The following is a 14388-nucleotide window of genomic DNA, read 5'->3' as shown; positions in this document are numbered from 1 at the left end:
GGATGGGAAAAACAGCCTTTCTATTCCCGGGGCAGGGTGCACAGTATGCCGGTATGGGAAAAGACTTTTATGATGACTTTCAAACCTCCAGAGAAATATATGACAAAGCCGAAGAATTACTTTCTATGGATATTAAAGGGCTTTGCTTTAACGAAAATATAAATCTGAACATAACAAGATACACACAGCCTGCTATGGCTGTCACCTGCCTTGCCATCCTGGCAAAAATAAAAGAGCTTGGCATGGATGCTGACTATTATGCCGGTCTTAGTCTTGGTGAATATCCGGCGGTCATTGCCTCCGGCGCCATATCCTTTGAGGAAGGAATTCCTCTTATAAAGGCCAGAGGAGAGCTGATGGAAAGTGCAGTTCCCGAAGGAAAGGGAGGAATGGCGGCGGTTCTGGGGCTTGATACAAAAGTAATAGAAGAGGTCCTTAAAAGAGCAGAAGGAACGGTTGCCGTTGCGAACTATAACTGTCCGGGGCAGACTGTCATATCAGGAGATAAGAAAGCAGTTGCGGAAGTATCCGAAGAGTTAATAAAGGCAGGGGCAAAAAGAGTCCTTTCCTTAAATGTAAGCGGTCCTTTTCATTCACCTATGCTAAAGGAAGCAGGAGAAAAACTGTCAGAAAGACTTAAGAGTGTAACGGTTAATGACCCGGTTATCCCCTATGTGACAAACATAAATGCCGGCATAATAAGAAACAGCGCTACCATTAAAGATATCCTTTCCCGCCAGGTATATTCTCCTGTAAGGTGGGAAGAAAGCGTCCGTACACTGTTAGATGAAGGAGTGGATCTTTTTGTGGAAATCGGTCCCGGTAAGACCTTGGCAGGATTTATCAGGAAGATAGATAAACAGGTTCTCACAGTTAATGTTGAAAAGACAGAGGACTTAAATAAACTGAAGGAGGTATTCTATGCTGGAAGGTAAAATTGCATTAGTAACCGGCGGAAGCCGGGGTATTGGAAAGGCCATAGCTTTAGCATTGGCGGAGAATGGTGCCACTGTTATTGTAAATTACTGCGGCTCAGAGGAAGCTGCAAAGCAGACAGTAAATGAAATTGTTACTAAGGGCGGAACAGCCTTTTTGTTAAAAGGGGATGTTTCAGATTCTGCAGAGGTAGATAAAATGTTTATCTACATAGCAGAGAACTTTAAAAGACTGGATATTCTAATAAATAATGCAGGAATTACAAGAGATAACCTGATTTTAAAAATGAGTGATAAAGAATTTGATCAGGTAATAGACTTAAATCTGCGTGGCGTTTTCTACTGCTTAAGACAGGCATCCCGTATGATGTTAAAGCAACGATACGGTAAAATCGTCAATATATCCTCTATTTCAGGTATACACGGTAATCCCGGGCAGGTAAACTACAGTGCGGCTAAGGCAGGTGTCATCGGTATGACTAAGACTCTTGCAAAAGAACTTGCATCCAGAAACATCAATGTTAATGCCATAGCTCCCGGTTATATCAATACCGATATGACGGCTAATCTGAAAGAGGAGTTTAAGAGCAAGGTATTGGAAGCCGTTCCGTTAAGAAGGTTTGGAGAAGGCAGTGATATAGCAGAAGCAGCAGTATTCTTAGCTTCTGATAAGGCCTCTTATATAACCGGTCAGGTATTATCCGTAGACGGCGGTATGGGAATTTAACAGTAAGACAGAGTGAAGGTGAATTTGGAGAGAAAGGATGCCACAGAAAAAAGCCTTCACATTCTTTATTTTTGTGGCAGTACTACAGACTGGTCTTAGGGCAGGCCTGCGGTATGTAATGGGTATAATAAATGAAAAAGCGCGTAGTTGTAACCGGAATGGGGATAATATCCCCCATCGGTAATAATGTAGAAGATTTTTGGCAGGGAATAAAAGAGCAAAGAATTCCCTTTGCTCCTATTACTTATTTTGATACCACGGAGTATAAAGTGAAATTAGCTGCCCAGGTAAAGGACTTTCATCCGGAGGATTACATGGATCCAAAGGCCGCCAAACGTATGGAGGATTTCTGTCAGTATGCGGTGGCAGCAGCTGGGGAGGCAATTAAAAATGCAGGGTTAGACCTTGAGAAAGAGGATACAACCAGAATCGGAGTGTGCGTAGGCTCTGGAATCGGAAGTCTCCAGGCAGTGGAAAGAGAGCATACGAAACTTCTTGAGAAAGGGCCTAAAAGGATAGCCCCTTTACTGGTTCCCTTGATGATATCCAATATGGCAGCCGGAAATGTAGCAATCCAGTACGGACTAAGGGGAAAGTGCACCAATGTAGTTACAGCCTGTGCCACAGGAACCCACTCTATCGGAGAGGCGATGCGTTATATCCAGTGTGATGAAGTGGATGTTTGTGTGGCGGGAGGTACGGAAGCAGCCATCAGCCCCATCGGAGTATCCGGCTTTTCGGCTCTGACTGCCATGACTACACAGACAGATCCAAAGAGAGCCTCTATCCCTTTTGATAAAGAAAGAAACGGATTTATAATGGGAGAAGGTGCAGGGGTTGTAGTGCTGGAATCCTATGAGCATGCAATTAACAGAGGAGCTACTATCCTGGCCGAAATAGCAGGTTACGGAGCTACCTGTGATGCGTTCCATATCACATCTCCTTCTGAAGATGGAGAAGGTGCGGCAAGAGCGATGCTGTTAGCTGTAAAAGAGGCAGGAATCAAAAAAGAAGAAGTGGATTATGTTAATGCACACGGAACCAGTACCCATCACAATGACCTTTATGAAACCAGGTCTATGAAGATGGCTTTTGGAGAACATGCTTATAATCTGGTTGTGAACTCTACTAAGTCCATGACAGGACATATGCTTGGTGCGGCAGGAGCCGTGGAATTCATTGTTTGCGTGAAATCCGTTATGGAAAACTATATCCATGCAACCGCAGGCTATGAGATTCCCGATGAAGAACTTGACTTAAATTATGCAAAGGACCCGGTGACGGACAGAGAGATAAACTATGCCATATCCAATTCCTTAGGTTTTGGCGGGCATAACGGAAGTATTTTGGTAAAGAAATATAGTGGGAGGTAACCTGTGAAAAAAGAAGAGATTCTTGAATTGATCAAAGCGGTTTCAGCAAGTAATATAACAGCCTTCCGCTACAAAGACAATGATGTGTCACTGGAGCTTGAATGTGAGAGAAACCTTAAAACAGAGGTTATTACCAATGTGAAGATGCCCTTACCAGAGGAAAGCAATTCGAAAATAGAGGAAGACTTACTGGTTATCAAGTCTCCTATGGTTGGTACCTTTTATACGGCGAAATCCGAAAAGAACGACCCTTACGTTCAGGTAGGTGACAGAGTAAAGAAGGGGCAGGCTGTGGGAATTATTGAAGCCATGAAGCTGATGAATGAAATAGAGTCGGAATATGACGGCATTGTCGAGAGGATTGAAGTACACAACAAGGATATGGTGGAATACGGTCAGGCACTGATATTCCTAAAGCCCCTGTAAAGGAGGGAAAGACTATCACATGTTAGATATCAATGAAATAAAGAAAATCATACCCCAAAGAAGTCCCTTTTTAATGGTTGACAGAATTGAAGAATTGGAACCCGGTAAACGTGCAATCGGGAAAAAATGTGTAAGCTACAATGAACCTTACTTTGAAGGACATTTTCCGGGGGAGCCGGTTATGCCGGGAGTTTTGATACTGGAGGCAATGGCCCAGGTAGGAGCGGTTGTCTGCTTGTCGCTGGAGGAAAATAAGGGTAAAAATGCTTACTTTGGCGGAGTGAATAAGGCAAGGTTTCGAAATAAGGTAATACCCGGTGATGTATTGACACTGGAGGTTGAGTTGATAAAAGGAAAGGGAAGTATAGGGGTAGCCTCTGCAAAGGCTTATGACGGTGACAAGGTATTTGCAGAAGCAGAACTTATATTTGCAATCAGCTAGGAAAGAGGTAGTGATGATAAATAAAATCTTAATTGCCAACAGAGGAGAAATCGCAGTACGGATTATACGTGCCTGCAGGGAAATGGGAGTATATTCTGTAGCTATATGCTCAGATATTGATAAGGACGCCCTCCATGCCCAATTGGCAGATGAAACCATCTGCATCGGGCCTGTATCCTCAAAAGACAGCTATCTGAAAATGGACAGAATCATAAGTGCAGCCTGTGCGGCAGGCGCAGATGCCATACATCCGGGTTTTGGCTTCTTATCAGAAAATGCCAGGTTCTCTGAACTTTGCAAAAAATGCGGTATCATTTTTATCGGACCTTCCGGAGAAATAATTGATAAGATGGGCAACAAGTCAGAAGCCAGAAGAACTATGATAGAAGCGGGAGTACCGGTGGTTCCGGGAACCAAAGAAGCGGTGGCTTCCGTGGAGGAAGGATTAAAAATCGCCGCAGACATAGGCTATCCGGTTATCATAAAGGCCAGCGCCGGAGGCGGCGGAAAGGGCATGCGTATTGTAAGGAAAGAAGAAGAGTTTGCAAAGCTCTTTGAAACAGCCGGACAGGAAGCAAAGAATTCCTTTGGAGATGACACCCTCTATATTGAAAAATATATTGAAGGGGCAAGACATATTGAATTTCAAATTCTGGCAGATAATTACGGCAAAGTTATACATCTTGGCGAGAGGGATTGCTCCCTTCAAAGAAGACATCAAAAGCTGATTGAGGAAGCACCGGCCCATCATGTGCCTCCGGAAATCAGAAAAGCTATGGGAGAAGCGGCGGTGAAGGCAGCTAAGACCGTAGGGTATCAGAATGCGGGAACCATAGAATTTATATTGGATAGCAGTAACAGGTTTTATTTTATAGAAATGAATACAAGAATTCAGGTAGAACATGGTATTACCGAGCTGGTAACAGGCATTGACCTGATAAAGGAACAGATTAAAATTGCTGAAGGCAGACCGCTTTTATTGTCCCAGGAAGATGTGGTAATGAAGGGGCATGCCATCGAGTGCAGAATTAATGCAGAAAATCCTATGAAAGATTTTATGCCCTGTCCCGGTACGGTTACTTCCCTTCATTTTCCCGGAGGCAATGGTGTGAGGATTGATTCTGCCCTTTATGCAGGCTATAAGATTCCCGCAGCCTATGATTCCCTCCTTGTTAAGTTGATGGTACACGATACCGACAGAGAGCAGGCTATACAGAAAATGCGTGGAGTGCTTGGTGAACTGGTAATCGAAGGAATTGACACAAACCTGGATTTTCTATATACGCTCATCAATCATGAAGATTTTAAAAATGGAAATACGGATACTGCCTTTGTAGAAAAGCTCCTGAAAGACAGGAAAGAAATGCCTAAGGCTATCTAAGAAAGAGGTCATCATGTTAAAGGAAATGTTTAAAAAAAATCTTGCAGACAGCAGTATGCAAAAAAAGCTTGCCCACCTTTACGATGCCCAGGTTCCGGAAGGACTTTTTGACAAATGCGATACGTGCAATGAAATTGTCTATCTGGAAGATGTAGTCCAAAACTTTTACATCTGTCCTGTGTGCGGTAATTATTTTCGCATTAGCCCCAGAACCAGGCTTAGTATGGTATTGGATACAGGAAGCTTTACCGAGTGGGATGTGAACCTTCCGGTAAGTGACCCTCTTTGCTTTCCGGGCTATCAGGAAAAATTAAATCATCTTCGTATGGCTACAGGGCTTGACGATGCTGTGGTGACAGGAAAAGGAACCATAGACGGAATGGAAGTAGCCATTGGAGTTATGGCTTCTACCTTTCTTATGGGCAGTATGGGAGAAACGGTGGGAGAAAAGATAACCCGCCTCATAGAAACAGCTACCGGGAGCAGGCTTCCGGTAATCCTTTTTTGCTGCTCAGGCGGTGCCAGGATGCAGGAGGGAATTGTATCTTTAATGCAGATGGCAAAGACTGCGGGAGCTATCAAAAAGCATGACGAAGCAGGGCTTTTATATATACCCGTGTTAACAGATCCAACAACCGGAGGAGTTATGGCAAGCTTTGCCATGCTTGGAGACATCATTCTGGCAGAACCCGGGGCATTGATCGGCTTTGCGGGGCCAAGGGTAATTGAGCAGACCATAGGACAAAAGCTGCCGGAAGGCTTTCAAAGTGCTGAGTTTTTATTGGAGCATGGATTTATTGATAAGGTAGTAAAACGGAATAAATTAAAACAAACCTTGTCTCTTCTTATCAAAAGTACGGAGAAGTCAAAATAAATACTGCTGATATGGAAAAGATAAAACAGGCACAAGATTCTGCATGAGTACGGTAGACTCCTGTGCCTGTATTTAGTAAAAGGATTAGAAGAAGGGAGCAGATTAGCATGGCAGCTGAACTGACAGCATGGGAACGTGTTGAAATTGCAAGAGGAAATGAACGGCCTACCAGCCTTGATTTTATCGGCGGTATTTTCAATAAATTCATAGAGCTTCACGGAGACAGGCAGGGAAGGGATGATGGAGCCGTCACCGGAGGAATCGCTGTGATAGAAGGAGAGTATGTCACAGTCATCGGCCTGCAAAAGGGACGTACTATAAAGGAAAATGCAAGAAGAAACTATGGGATGGCGAATCCTTCCGGCTACCGTAAGGCATTAAGACTGATGAAACAGGCAGAGAAATTTAACAGGCCCATCATCTGCTTTGTAGATACTCCGGGGGCCTATCCGGGAATAGAAGCGGAAGAAAAGGGACAGGGAGAGGCAATTGCCAGAAACCTGTTTGAAATGTCAGGGTTAAAGGTCCCCATTCTTAGTATCATAACAGGGGAAGGGGGCAGCGGCGGTGCGTTGGCTCTTGCAGTTGCCAATGAAGTATGGATGTTAGAAAATGCAGTCTATTCAATTCTTTCTCCGGAGGGTTTTGCGTCTATTCTTTGGAAGGACAGCAAAAGAGCGTCCGAAGCGGCAGAAGTTATGAAGATAACGGCACAGGATCTGATAAAATTAAAAATTATTGAAAAAATCATTCCGGAGGAAGAACCGGTTAATTTGACGAATATACAGAGCGTAACTGAAGCTTTAAGGCTTTCTATTCTCAATTTTCTCCATACTTATAAAGAAAAAAGCAGCGAGGAAATTACCTCACAAAGATATGAGAGATTTCGAAAAATGTAAGACAAAAAATAAATTTTCATCCTTACTTTTCCTGAATTTTTTATGTGTTCTTATTGCATACTAAAGATAAGGAAGGAGAAGTAAAAATGGATAATAAAATGAACAATCAGATAACCCATTTGTCCGGAAAAATGAAAGAAACTGCCGGTAAGATGGTTCACTCCGACCAGTTGGAGCTTAAGGGTAAGATTCAAACAATGGGGAGTGAAATCAGTGAAAAAGGGGAAGAAATAAAAGAAAAGGCTGCTAGTAAAGCCAACGAAATCATTGATAAAATTAAAAACGAGAGAGGAAGGTGATGATATGCCGGAAATCAGTAATATTATAATATGGATTATTTTGGGAGGTATATCCGGTTGGATTGCCAGTAAGATAATGAAAAAGGACAGCCAGATGGGTGCTGGGATGAATATTCTGGTGGGTATAGTAGGTGCCTTCATAGGAGGTTGGCTTGCCGGTATATTTGGATGGGGTCCTGCAACAGGCTTAAATATCTGGAGTTTTATTGTATCAATTGTTGGTGCGGTAATATTGCTCTTTATCATAAGTCTGTTTAAGCAAAAAGAATAGCAAACAGATGCAGGAAACAATATACGTAAGGTAGCAAAAACAGAAGGAGCCTTTCACAATAAATAATGTGAAAACTCCTTCTGTTTTTATAGTTCTTTATGTTCTATCGGATAGCTTGGTATAGCCTTTTAATTTGGACACGCTCTTATAAGCCGGGCGGATAATCTTACCGGCATTAATAAGCTCTTCCATGCGGTGGGCACTCCAGCCTGAAATTCTTGCAATAGCAAAGATAGGAGTATACAGCTCAAGCGGAAGGTCTAGCATGCTGTACACAAAACCGCTGTAAAAGTCTACATTGGCACTGACACCTTTATAAATCGGACGTTCCCTTGCAATAACTTCCGGAGCCAGCTTTTCAACCATATTGTAAAGCATATATTCCTTCTTGCGGCCTTTTTCCTCGGAAAGCTTTTCTACGAAGCTTTTAAATATTTCGGCTCTGGGGTCGGAAATGGAATAAACAGCATGCCCCATACCATAAATAAGACCGGACTTATCAAATGCATCTTTATTAATCAGAGAAGTCAGATAGCCCCGTACCTCATCTTCATCCTCCCAGTTCCTCAATGAGTTCTTCATGTCTTCAAACATCTGTATAACCTTAATATTTGCACCGCCGTGCTTAGGCCCTTTTAAGGAACCCAGGGAAGCAGCAACGGAGGAATACGTATCCGTGGCGGTTGAAGTTACTACGTGTGTAGTAAACGTGGAGTTATTACCGCCTCCGTGCTCTGCATGAAGCACCAGAGCAACATCCAGGATTTTTGCTTCTAAGGGAGTGTATTTGCTGTCCGGCCTTAGGAGATGAAGAATTAACTCCGCAGTAGAAAGATCAGGGTCAGGGGTGTGTATATACAGGCTTTGCCCGTCGTGATAGTGGCTGCATGCCTGATAGCCGTATACGGACAGCAGAGGGAATAAGGAAATAAGCTGAAGCGACTGCCGCAGTACATTGGGCAAGGAAATGTCATCAGCTTTATCATCATAGGAATACAGGGTAAGGACACTTCTTGCCAGCGTATTCATCATATCTTTACTGGGGGCCTTCATAATAATATCTCTTACAAAGGATGTGGGAAGAGAACGATATTCGCCAAGAAGTCTTTTAAAATTGCTAAGTTCTTCTTTCGTAGGAAGCGTACCAAATAACAGCAGGTATGTAACCTCCTCAAAGCCGAACCGGTTTTCTTCAATAAAACCCTGTACAATTTGTTTTACATCAATACCCCTGTAAAAAAGCTGCCCTTCACAAGGAATATATTCAGATTCTACGATCAGATGGGAACGTACTTCTGCAATTTCTGTCAGACCGGTTAACACACCCGCACCGCTCACATCCCTAAGCCCTCTTTTTACCTGATACTTGGAGTAAAGAGAGGGATCAATTACACTGTTTTGGGTACACAAATCGGAAAGTGCCAAAATTTCAGGTGTAATACTGGAAAAATCAATATTACTCATAACAGCCTCCTTTGGGTTATATTTTTTGTAGCACTATGTATTATTTTGCAGGATTAAGTATAATTTCAAATGAGTAAAAATCAGATTGAATTATGATGAAAAGATAATACATAGATAATAATATACATTCTAGCATAAAAAGGAAGATATCACAAGCAGGAACAGGTAAAAAATATTTACCTGCTATTTATAAATATACATCAATGAAGTGAAAAATAATAAGAAAAGGTCCTCCTGTCAAAAGGCAGGGGAATTTTTTTGACCAATCAGCACATCTGGATTGTCTGCCATATCAAAAAATTATGGGATTACTATTGAAACATAGATTACAAATCCAATGGATGCGGTAATGGTTCCAACTGGGAACCGGCTATCTCTATTCCATGACGAAAAAAGGTCTTGAAATAAAATATCTGCAATAGTTCTTATCTTTTGAACCAAAGCTGCAAAGAAGGAGAATGGTTCTGATTTGTTTCTCTTGGAGGAAAAGGTAAGATAGATAAATCTACATAGGAGGACAATATGGCATTAGCTACCTCAAGAAAGACCAGTAGTTACAAGGCGCCAGTGAGCACAGCATCAACTGCCTATAAGGAACCTACGAGCATCACTTCAACGGTAAGCAGCAGTAGGCCGAGCGGAAGTTCTACTCCCGGAACCAATCCTCCAAACAAAGTGGATACCACATTAAAGGAAGATAAGGCGTCCAATAAAGTTCTTGATGTATTTCAAACAAAAAGCTTGCAGCACTTAGTTTGCTATTTGTTCAAATGAGATTTGCATTGCATTTTTATGGCAAAGCAAGTATGATAGAGATGTAACCGCAGTAGGGTTCATCTCCCTGATTTATGGAAATATTAGCAGAGAATCAGGACTAAGTTTAAGCGGACAAGTTTAGAGATGAAAACAAGCGATTTATATGGATAAGGGATTGACAGGAGGTAGTATGTTATTAGATGATTATATTTATTTTAAGATAGGTAAGACGAAACATATTGCATTAATTGCTCATGATGGCAAGAAACAGGAACTGGTAAAATGGGCCGACAAGAACAAGGATATATTAAAGAACCATTTTCTTTGCGGTACCGGAACGACTGCAAGGCTGATATCCGAACAGACAGGATTGCCGGTAAAAGGCTATAACAGCGGCCCTCTGGGCGGTGACCAGCAGATAGGCTGCCGAATCGTAGAGGGTGGAATTGATTTTGTGATCTTTTTGTGGGATCCGCTGGAATCACAGCCCCATGACCCGGATGTAAAGGCACTTCTTCGTATAGCGGTTGTTTATGATATTCCAATTGCAAACAATCTGGCTACGGCGGATTTCCTTCTTGCATCGTCACTGATGAATGATGAGTATGACAGAAAGGTTGAGAATTTCAATAAGACCATGAAGGAAAGAATTGAGAAATTCTCCGAACCAAAATAAGGCAGAACAGAAATATCATTTTCCTTTGCCTTAGCAGAAAGGTGTGGTGGGAATGAAAAAGATTTGTTTTTTTGATACAAAACCTTATGATAAGACCTATTTTGATATGTATAAAGAAGCATTTGACTTCGAGATTGATTATTTCGAGCCGAAATTAAATGCGGATACTGCAATTATGGCCAGAGGCTATGAAGCAGTAGTTGCCTTTGTAAATGATACCATTGATGCAAAAACGATTGATATCCTTTATGAGGGAGGCGTAAGGCTTATTGCCATGCGCTGTGCAGGGTATAATAATGTTGATTTTAAGGCCGCTTTTGGAAAGGTACATGTTGTCAGGGTACCGGCCTATTCACCCTATGCGGTGGCAGAACATGCAATGGCTCTTTTGCTTACTTTAAACCGGAAGATACACAGGGCATATAACAGGACAAGGGAACATAATTTCAGCCTGAATGGTCTGACTGGATTTGATTTGCACGGGAAGACTATGGGAGTTATCGGAACGGGGAAGATCGGAAGAATCTTTATTGACATCTGTAAAGGCTTTGGGATGGAGATTTTGGCATATGACCTTTATCCCCAGACAGAATCGGGACTTCATTATGTGTCCTTACAGGAATTATGTGAACGTTCAGATGTTATATCACTGCATTGTCCCCTGACGAAGGAAACCTGGCATATGATTAATAAGAATACGCTGCAGTTAATGAAAAAGGGTGTTTTCCTTATTAATACTTCAAGAGGTGCCCTGATAAACAGCGAGGACCTGTTTCATGCCATAAAGGAAGAGCAGGTAGGAGGAGCTGTCCTTGATGTATACGAGGAAGAAACCGAATTCTTTTACGAGGATTTATCCGGTGAGATTATAAAGGATGATATCCTTTCAGGCTTAATCTCCATGCCCAATGTCATAGTAACTTCACATCAGGCCTTTTTAACAAAGGAAGCGCTAAGCAATATTGCGGAAATTACCTTTGAAAATCTAAAAGAGTACTTTAAAGGAACAGGTCTTGCCAATGAAATATGCTATCGTTGTACAAAGTTTGGAAATTGTGATAAGACAGATAAGAATCGTTGCTTCTAAGTCAAGGTTGTAATAGATTTTATTTTATGCTATAATTTAAGTGTTTTATAAGGACAAAGTGTGAAAAATACAATACATTTTTCACACCTCCTTATTTATGCAATATCGTGTAGATTGCAAACAATCTACTTGTTTGCGATATACATGGGAGTCAAGTATAAAAGAAAATGAATTTAAGGAGGTGTTTTACATGAAGTACGAGTGCCCTTGCGGTTATATTTACGATCCAGAGACAGGCGATCCCGATGGCGGTATTGCACCCGGAACTGCATGGGAGGATGTTCCCGAAGATTGGGTATGCCCTGTATGTGGTTTAAGCAAAGACTCATTTACACCGATTAACTAAATTGATATAATTAAAAGAGCCCTTGCTTTCTACAAGTACGTGCTCTTTTTTCAATGAGAGGAAAAGGAGAAGCGAATGAAAGAATTAAAAGGAACAAAAACAGAAGCAAATTTAAGAGCTGCCTTTGCAGGAGAATCAGAAGCAAGAAATAAGTATACTTATTATGCATCCAAGGCAAAAAAGGAAGGCTATGAACAAATTGCAGAACTCTTTTTAGAAACAGCCAATAATGAAAAGGAGCATGCTAAGATTTGGTTTAAGCTGCTTCATGACGGTATGCCGGATACAAAGGAAAACCTTGCAGATGCCGCTTCCGGTGAGAATTACGAGTGGACCCAGATGTATGCGGAATTTGCAAAGGAAGCAAAAGAAGAAGGCTTTGACCGTGTAGCCTGGTTATTTGAAAGCGTAGCAAAAATTGAAAAGGAACATGAAGAAAGATATAAAAAGCTTTTAGCCAATCTTGAAAATGGTCTGGTATTTTCAAAAGATGGAGATACCGTTTGGCAGTGTGCCAATTGCGGACATATACATATCGGCAAAAATGCACCGGAGAAATGTCCCGTCTGTGAACATCCCCAGGCTTATTTTAAAGTGTTGGCAACCAATTATTAAACAGCATCTGTTATGTGCCTGATGGGCAGAAAGGTTGGATTATATGAAAAAGGAACCAAGATTTTTTAAATGTAAGCACTGTGGAAATATAGTGACATTTTTTCATGAGTCAGGTGCGCCTTTAACCTGCTGCGGTGAAGTAATGCAGGAATTGATAGCCAATACAACGGAAGCGGCTACGGAAAAACATCTTCCTGTTGTAGAAAGGGAGGGTAATACAGTAACGGTTAGTGTCGGAAGTGTAGAGCATCCCATGACGGCGGAGCATTTTATTCAATGGATTTATCTGGAGACAACAAAGGGTTTACAGGCACGTTTCTTAAACCCTGGTGAGAAACCGGAAGCTGTTTTTGTATTATCGGATGAAGAACCGGTTGCGGCATATGAATACTGCAATCTTCACGGACTTTGGAAAACAGAAATATAATAAAGTTTTCATTAGACCGGCCTTTCGTATAAAGACGAAACGGCCGGTATTTTATATGCACTTTTGTAGTATAATGAATAGGTAAGATGGGATTGACTTTCCGGTATTTTTATGAAAATATTAGTATAGATAAGATTATTTTTGCATATAGAAGCAGGAAATGAGGTAAGTATGTTAAATAAACAGGATGTAAATTACATATCCCACGCCTTTGCTTTTTGGGATAAGTTAAATGAGGGAGAAAAAAGCCGCATATTAAACAGTACTTTTCCGGTGCAATATGAAAAGGGAGCCAGAGTGCACAGCGGCAGTAATGACTGCATCGGAATCCTGTTAATTAAAAAGGGGGAACTTAGGGTCTATATCCTTTCAGAGGAAGGAAAGGAAGTCACATTATTCCGGCTGAGGGATGACAATATCTGCATCCTGTCTGCCTCTTGTATATTGGAAAACATTACGTTTGATGTGCACATCGACGCAGAGTGTGACAGTGAAGTGCTTTTAGTAGATGCTTCTGCCTATCAGCAGGTATGTTTAAAAAATATTTATGCCGATAATTTTACCAATAAGCTGATTATAGATGCGTTTTCAGAGGTTATGTGGGCAATGGAGCAGATTCTGTTTATGAGCTTTGATAAGAGGCTTGCCATCTTTCTTCTGGACGAAACGGCAAGGAGCGGGTCTGATACCATAGAACTTACTCATGAGCAGATAGCAAAATATGTGGGCAGTGCCAGGGAAGTGGTCTCCAGGATGATGAAATATTTTGCAGAAGAAGGAATAGTAGAACTGTACAGAGGCGGTGTCAAAGTAATTGATAAAAAGAAATTAAGGGGACTGGTCCCTTAGCATAAAGAAGAAAAGAGAAAAGATTGCCGGTTGGGGCAATCTTTTTTGGGTAGTATATCAATTGACCAGGAGTTTTAAAAGGATTCATAGTCCTCTAAACTGCTCGTACACCTTTAAGCGAGTGCAGCGTCCAGAACCTGCCTGATGGCATCCTTTGAGGGAACTCCTTCATGGAACTTATCGGAATCCACATAAAAAGTGGGAACATAAAAATAATCGTATTTGTTCGCAATATCAGGATGCAGCTCCTCGTCAATAAATTGAATTTCGATATCCTTGTAAGCAGGATTTTCGTGGAATAATTCCTCCAAAAAGGAGTGTGCTCTTCGGCAGTGGGGGCACCAACTTGTCTCAAACATAATAACATGCTTCATGCTACGTACCTTCTTTCGTGTTAAGTATTGTACAATTTGTTTATATAATAGCTTAAATTTAATAAAATTATGTATTTGATTGTATACAATTAAAATGATATACTATACTATAGCATTTTTTATGAAATATGTAAATAAGAAAAGTGATTTTCAAGATTCAGTAACGC

The 14388-nt window shown here is 41.4% G+C and carries 19 protein-coding genes; 17 read left to right on the top strand and 2 right to left on the bottom strand.

Annotation, left to right across the window (positions count from 1 at the left end; all coding sequences use genetic code 11):
• Positions 1-2 precede the first annotated feature (2 nt).
• The 10 genes from fabD (at position 3) to BUF11_RS16795 (ending at position 7627) form a co-directional block, all read left to right on the top strand.
• Positions 3-935, top strand: a complete 933-nt coding sequence (gene fabD, locus BUF11_RS16840) for an ACP S-malonyltransferase (protein ID WP_073590032.1) — start codon at positions 3-5, stop codon at positions 933-935.
• Entirely contained in the window at positions 922-1662 is a 741-nt protein-coding gene (fabG, locus tag BUF11_RS16835) for a 3-oxoacyl-[acyl-carrier-protein] reductase (RefSeq protein ID WP_073590031.1), read from the top strand. Before fabD ends, fabG begins: the two co-directional genes overlap by 14 nt.
• 131 nt (positions 1663-1793) lie before the next feature.
• The gene (gene fabF / locus BUF11_RS16830; RefSeq protein ID WP_073590030.1) at positions 1794-3035 is read left to right on the top strand and encodes a beta-ketoacyl-ACP synthase II; all 1242 of its coding nucleotides are present in this window, start codon (positions 1794-1796) and stop codon (positions 3033-3035) included.
• 3 nt (positions 3036-3038) lie between these two features.
• Entirely contained in the window at positions 3039-3461 is a 423-nt protein-coding gene (locus BUF11_RS16825; RefSeq protein ID WP_073590029.1) for an acetyl-CoA carboxylase biotin carboxyl carrier protein, read from the top strand.
• Between the two features lie 19 nt (positions 3462-3480).
• Positions 3481-3903: a 3-hydroxyacyl-ACP dehydratase FabZ gene (gene fabZ, locus BUF11_RS16820; protein ID WP_073590028.1), complete on the top strand. Its 423-nt coding sequence runs from the start codon at positions 3481-3483 to the stop codon at positions 3901-3903.
• A gap of 13 nt (positions 3904-3916) precedes the next feature.
• Positions 3917-5284, top strand: coding sequence for an acetyl-CoA carboxylase biotin carboxylase subunit (locus tag BUF11_RS16815; RefSeq protein WP_073590027.1), 1368 nt, complete (start codon positions 3917-3919; stop codon positions 5282-5284).
• Positions 5285-5297: 13 nt separating this feature from the next.
• The gene (gene accD / locus BUF11_RS25065) at positions 5298-6158 is read left to right on the top strand and encodes an acetyl-CoA carboxylase, carboxyltransferase subunit beta (RefSeq protein ID WP_073590026.1); all 861 of its coding nucleotides are present in this window, start codon (positions 5298-5300) and stop codon (positions 6156-6158) included.
• A 107-nt stretch (positions 6159-6265) separates the two neighbouring features.
• A complete protein-coding gene (locus BUF11_RS25060; RefSeq protein ID WP_073590025.1) occupies positions 6266-7057 on the top strand; it encodes an acetyl-CoA carboxylase carboxyltransferase subunit alpha in 792 nt (263 codons plus the stop codon).
• An 86-nt stretch (positions 7058-7143) separates the two neighbouring features.
• Positions 7144-7356: a YtxH domain-containing protein gene (locus BUF11_RS16800; RefSeq protein ID WP_073590024.1), complete on the top strand. Its 213-nt coding sequence runs from the start codon at positions 7144-7146 to the stop codon at positions 7354-7356.
• Positions 7357-7360: 4 nt separating this feature from the next.
• On the top strand, positions 7361-7627 hold the full coding sequence (locus BUF11_RS16795; protein ID WP_073590023.1) for a GlsB/YeaQ/YmgE family stress response membrane protein: 267 nt from the start codon (positions 7361-7363) through the stop codon (positions 7625-7627).
• Between the two features lie 96 nt (positions 7628-7723).
• On the opposite strand, the gene BUF11_RS16790 is transcribed toward BUF11_RS16795, so the two are convergent.
• Positions 7724-9091 (bottom strand): citrate/2-methylcitrate synthase, encoded by a 1368-nt coding sequence (locus tag BUF11_RS16790; protein ID WP_073590022.1) that lies wholly within the window; start codon positions 9089-9091, stop codon positions 7724-7726.
• A gap of 522 nt (positions 9092-9613) precedes the next feature.
• Here BUF11_RS16790 and BUF11_RS16785 point away from each other — a divergent pair.
• The 7 genes from BUF11_RS16785 to BUF11_RS16755 all read left to right on the top strand — a co-directional run bounded on the left by BUF11_RS16785 (position 9614) and on the right by BUF11_RS16755 (position 13847).
• On the top strand, positions 9614-9865 hold the full coding sequence (locus BUF11_RS16785; protein ID WP_073590021.1) for a hypothetical protein: 252 nt from the start codon (positions 9614-9616) through the stop codon (positions 9863-9865).
• 172 nt (positions 9866-10037) lie between these two features.
• On the top strand, positions 10038-10523 hold the full coding sequence (locus BUF11_RS16780) for a methylglyoxal synthase (RefSeq protein ID WP_073590020.1): 486 nt from the start codon (positions 10038-10040) through the stop codon (positions 10521-10523).
• A 52-nt stretch (positions 10524-10575) separates the two neighbouring features.
• On the top strand, positions 10576-11610 hold the full coding sequence (locus BUF11_RS16775) for a 2-hydroxyacid dehydrogenase (RefSeq protein WP_073590206.1): 1035 nt from the start codon (positions 10576-10578) through the stop codon (positions 11608-11610).
• A 190-nt stretch (positions 11611-11800) separates the two neighbouring features.
• The gene (gene rd, locus BUF11_RS16770; protein ID WP_073590019.1) at positions 11801-11956 is read left to right on the top strand and encodes a rubredoxin; all 156 of its coding nucleotides are present in this window, start codon (positions 11801-11803) and stop codon (positions 11954-11956) included.
• Positions 11957-12031: 75 nt separating this feature from the next.
• The gene (gene rbr / locus BUF11_RS16765; RefSeq protein WP_073590018.1) at positions 12032-12571 is read left to right on the top strand and encodes a rubrerythrin; all 540 of its coding nucleotides are present in this window, start codon (positions 12032-12034) and stop codon (positions 12569-12571) included.
• Between the two features lie 43 nt (positions 12572-12614).
• Positions 12615-12998 (top strand): desulfoferrodoxin family protein, encoded by a 384-nt coding sequence (locus tag BUF11_RS16760; protein ID WP_073590017.1) that lies wholly within the window; start codon positions 12615-12617, stop codon positions 12996-12998.
• Positions 12999-13169: 171 nt separating this feature from the next.
• The gene (locus tag BUF11_RS16755; RefSeq protein WP_073590016.1) at positions 13170-13847 is read left to right on the top strand and encodes a Crp/Fnr family transcriptional regulator; all 678 of its coding nucleotides are present in this window, start codon (positions 13170-13172) and stop codon (positions 13845-13847) included.
• Positions 13848-13960: 113 nt separating this feature from the next.
• Here the strand turns inward: BUF11_RS16755 and BUF11_RS16750 are convergent, their stop codons facing one another.
• Positions 13961-14221, bottom strand: a complete 261-nt coding sequence (locus tag BUF11_RS16750; RefSeq protein ID WP_073590015.1) for a glutaredoxin family protein — start codon at positions 14219-14221, stop codon at positions 13961-13963.
• Between the last annotated feature and the right edge of the window lie 167 nt (positions 14222-14388).

This window comes from Anaerocolumna xylanovorans DSM 12503 (genome assembly GCF_900143645.1).
GTDB classification, from domain to species: Bacteria; Bacillota; Clostridia; order Lachnospirales; family Lachnospiraceae; genus Anaerocolumna; species Anaerocolumna xylanovorans.
This window is presented reverse-complemented; position numbering and strand designations above follow the sequence as displayed.

Excerpts from the sequence above, each read along its gene's own strand:
- fabD (WP_073590032.1), top strand. The coding sequence starts at position 3 with ATGGGAAAAACAGCCTTTCTATTCCCGGGGCAGGGTGCACAGTATGCC.
- fabG (WP_073590031.1), top strand. The coding sequence starts at position 922 with ATGCTGGAAGGTAAAATTGCATTAGTAACCGGCGGAAGCCGGGGTATT.
- fabF (WP_073590030.1), top strand. The coding sequence starts at position 1,794 with ATGAAAAAGCGCGTAGTTGTAACCGGAATGGGGATAATATCCCCCATC.
- fabZ (WP_073590028.1), top strand. The coding sequence starts at position 3,481 with ATGTTAGATATCAATGAAATAAAGAAAATCATACCCCAAAGAAGTCCC.
- BUF11_RS16815 (WP_073590027.1), top strand. The coding sequence starts at position 3,917 with ATGATAAATAAAATCTTAATTGCCAACAGAGGAGAAATCGCAGTACGG.
- accD (WP_073590026.1), top strand. The coding sequence starts at position 5,298 with ATGTTAAAGGAAATGTTTAAAAAAAATCTTGCAGACAGCAGTATGCAA.
- BUF11_RS25060 (WP_073590025.1), top strand. The coding sequence starts at position 6,266 with ATGGCAGCTGAACTGACAGCATGGGAACGTGTTGAAATTGCAAGAGGA.
- BUF11_RS16800 (WP_073590024.1), top strand. The coding sequence starts at position 7,144 with ATGGATAATAAAATGAACAATCAGATAACCCATTTGTCCGGAAAAATG.
- BUF11_RS16795 (WP_073590023.1), top strand. The coding sequence starts at position 7,361 with ATGCCGGAAATCAGTAATATTATAATATGGATTATTTTGGGAGGTATA.
- BUF11_RS16790 (WP_073590022.1), bottom strand. The coding sequence starts at position 9,091 with ATGAGTAATATTGATTTTTCCAGTATTACACCTGAAATTTTGGCACTT.
- BUF11_RS16785 (WP_073590021.1), top strand. The coding sequence starts at position 9,614 with ATGGCATTAGCTACCTCAAGAAAGACCAGTAGTTACAAGGCGCCAGTG.
- BUF11_RS16780 (WP_073590020.1), top strand. The coding sequence starts at position 10,038 with ATGTTATTAGATGATTATATTTATTTTAAGATAGGTAAGACGAAACAT.
- BUF11_RS16775 (WP_073590206.1), top strand. The coding sequence starts at position 10,576 with ATGAAAAAGATTTGTTTTTTTGATACAAAACCTTATGATAAGACCTAT.
- rd (WP_073590019.1), top strand. The coding sequence starts at position 11,801 with ATGAAGTACGAGTGCCCTTGCGGTTATATTTACGATCCAGAGACAGGC.
- rbr (WP_073590018.1), top strand. The coding sequence starts at position 12,032 with ATGAAAGAATTAAAAGGAACAAAAACAGAAGCAAATTTAAGAGCTGCC.
- BUF11_RS16760 (WP_073590017.1), top strand. The coding sequence starts at position 12,615 with ATGAAAAAGGAACCAAGATTTTTTAAATGTAAGCACTGTGGAAATATA.
- BUF11_RS16755 (WP_073590016.1), top strand. The coding sequence starts at position 13,170 with ATGTTAAATAAACAGGATGTAAATTACATATCCCACGCCTTTGCTTTT.
- BUF11_RS16750 (WP_073590015.1), bottom strand. The coding sequence starts at position 14,221 with ATGAAGCATGTTATTATGTTTGAGACAAGTTGGTGCCCCCACTGCCGA.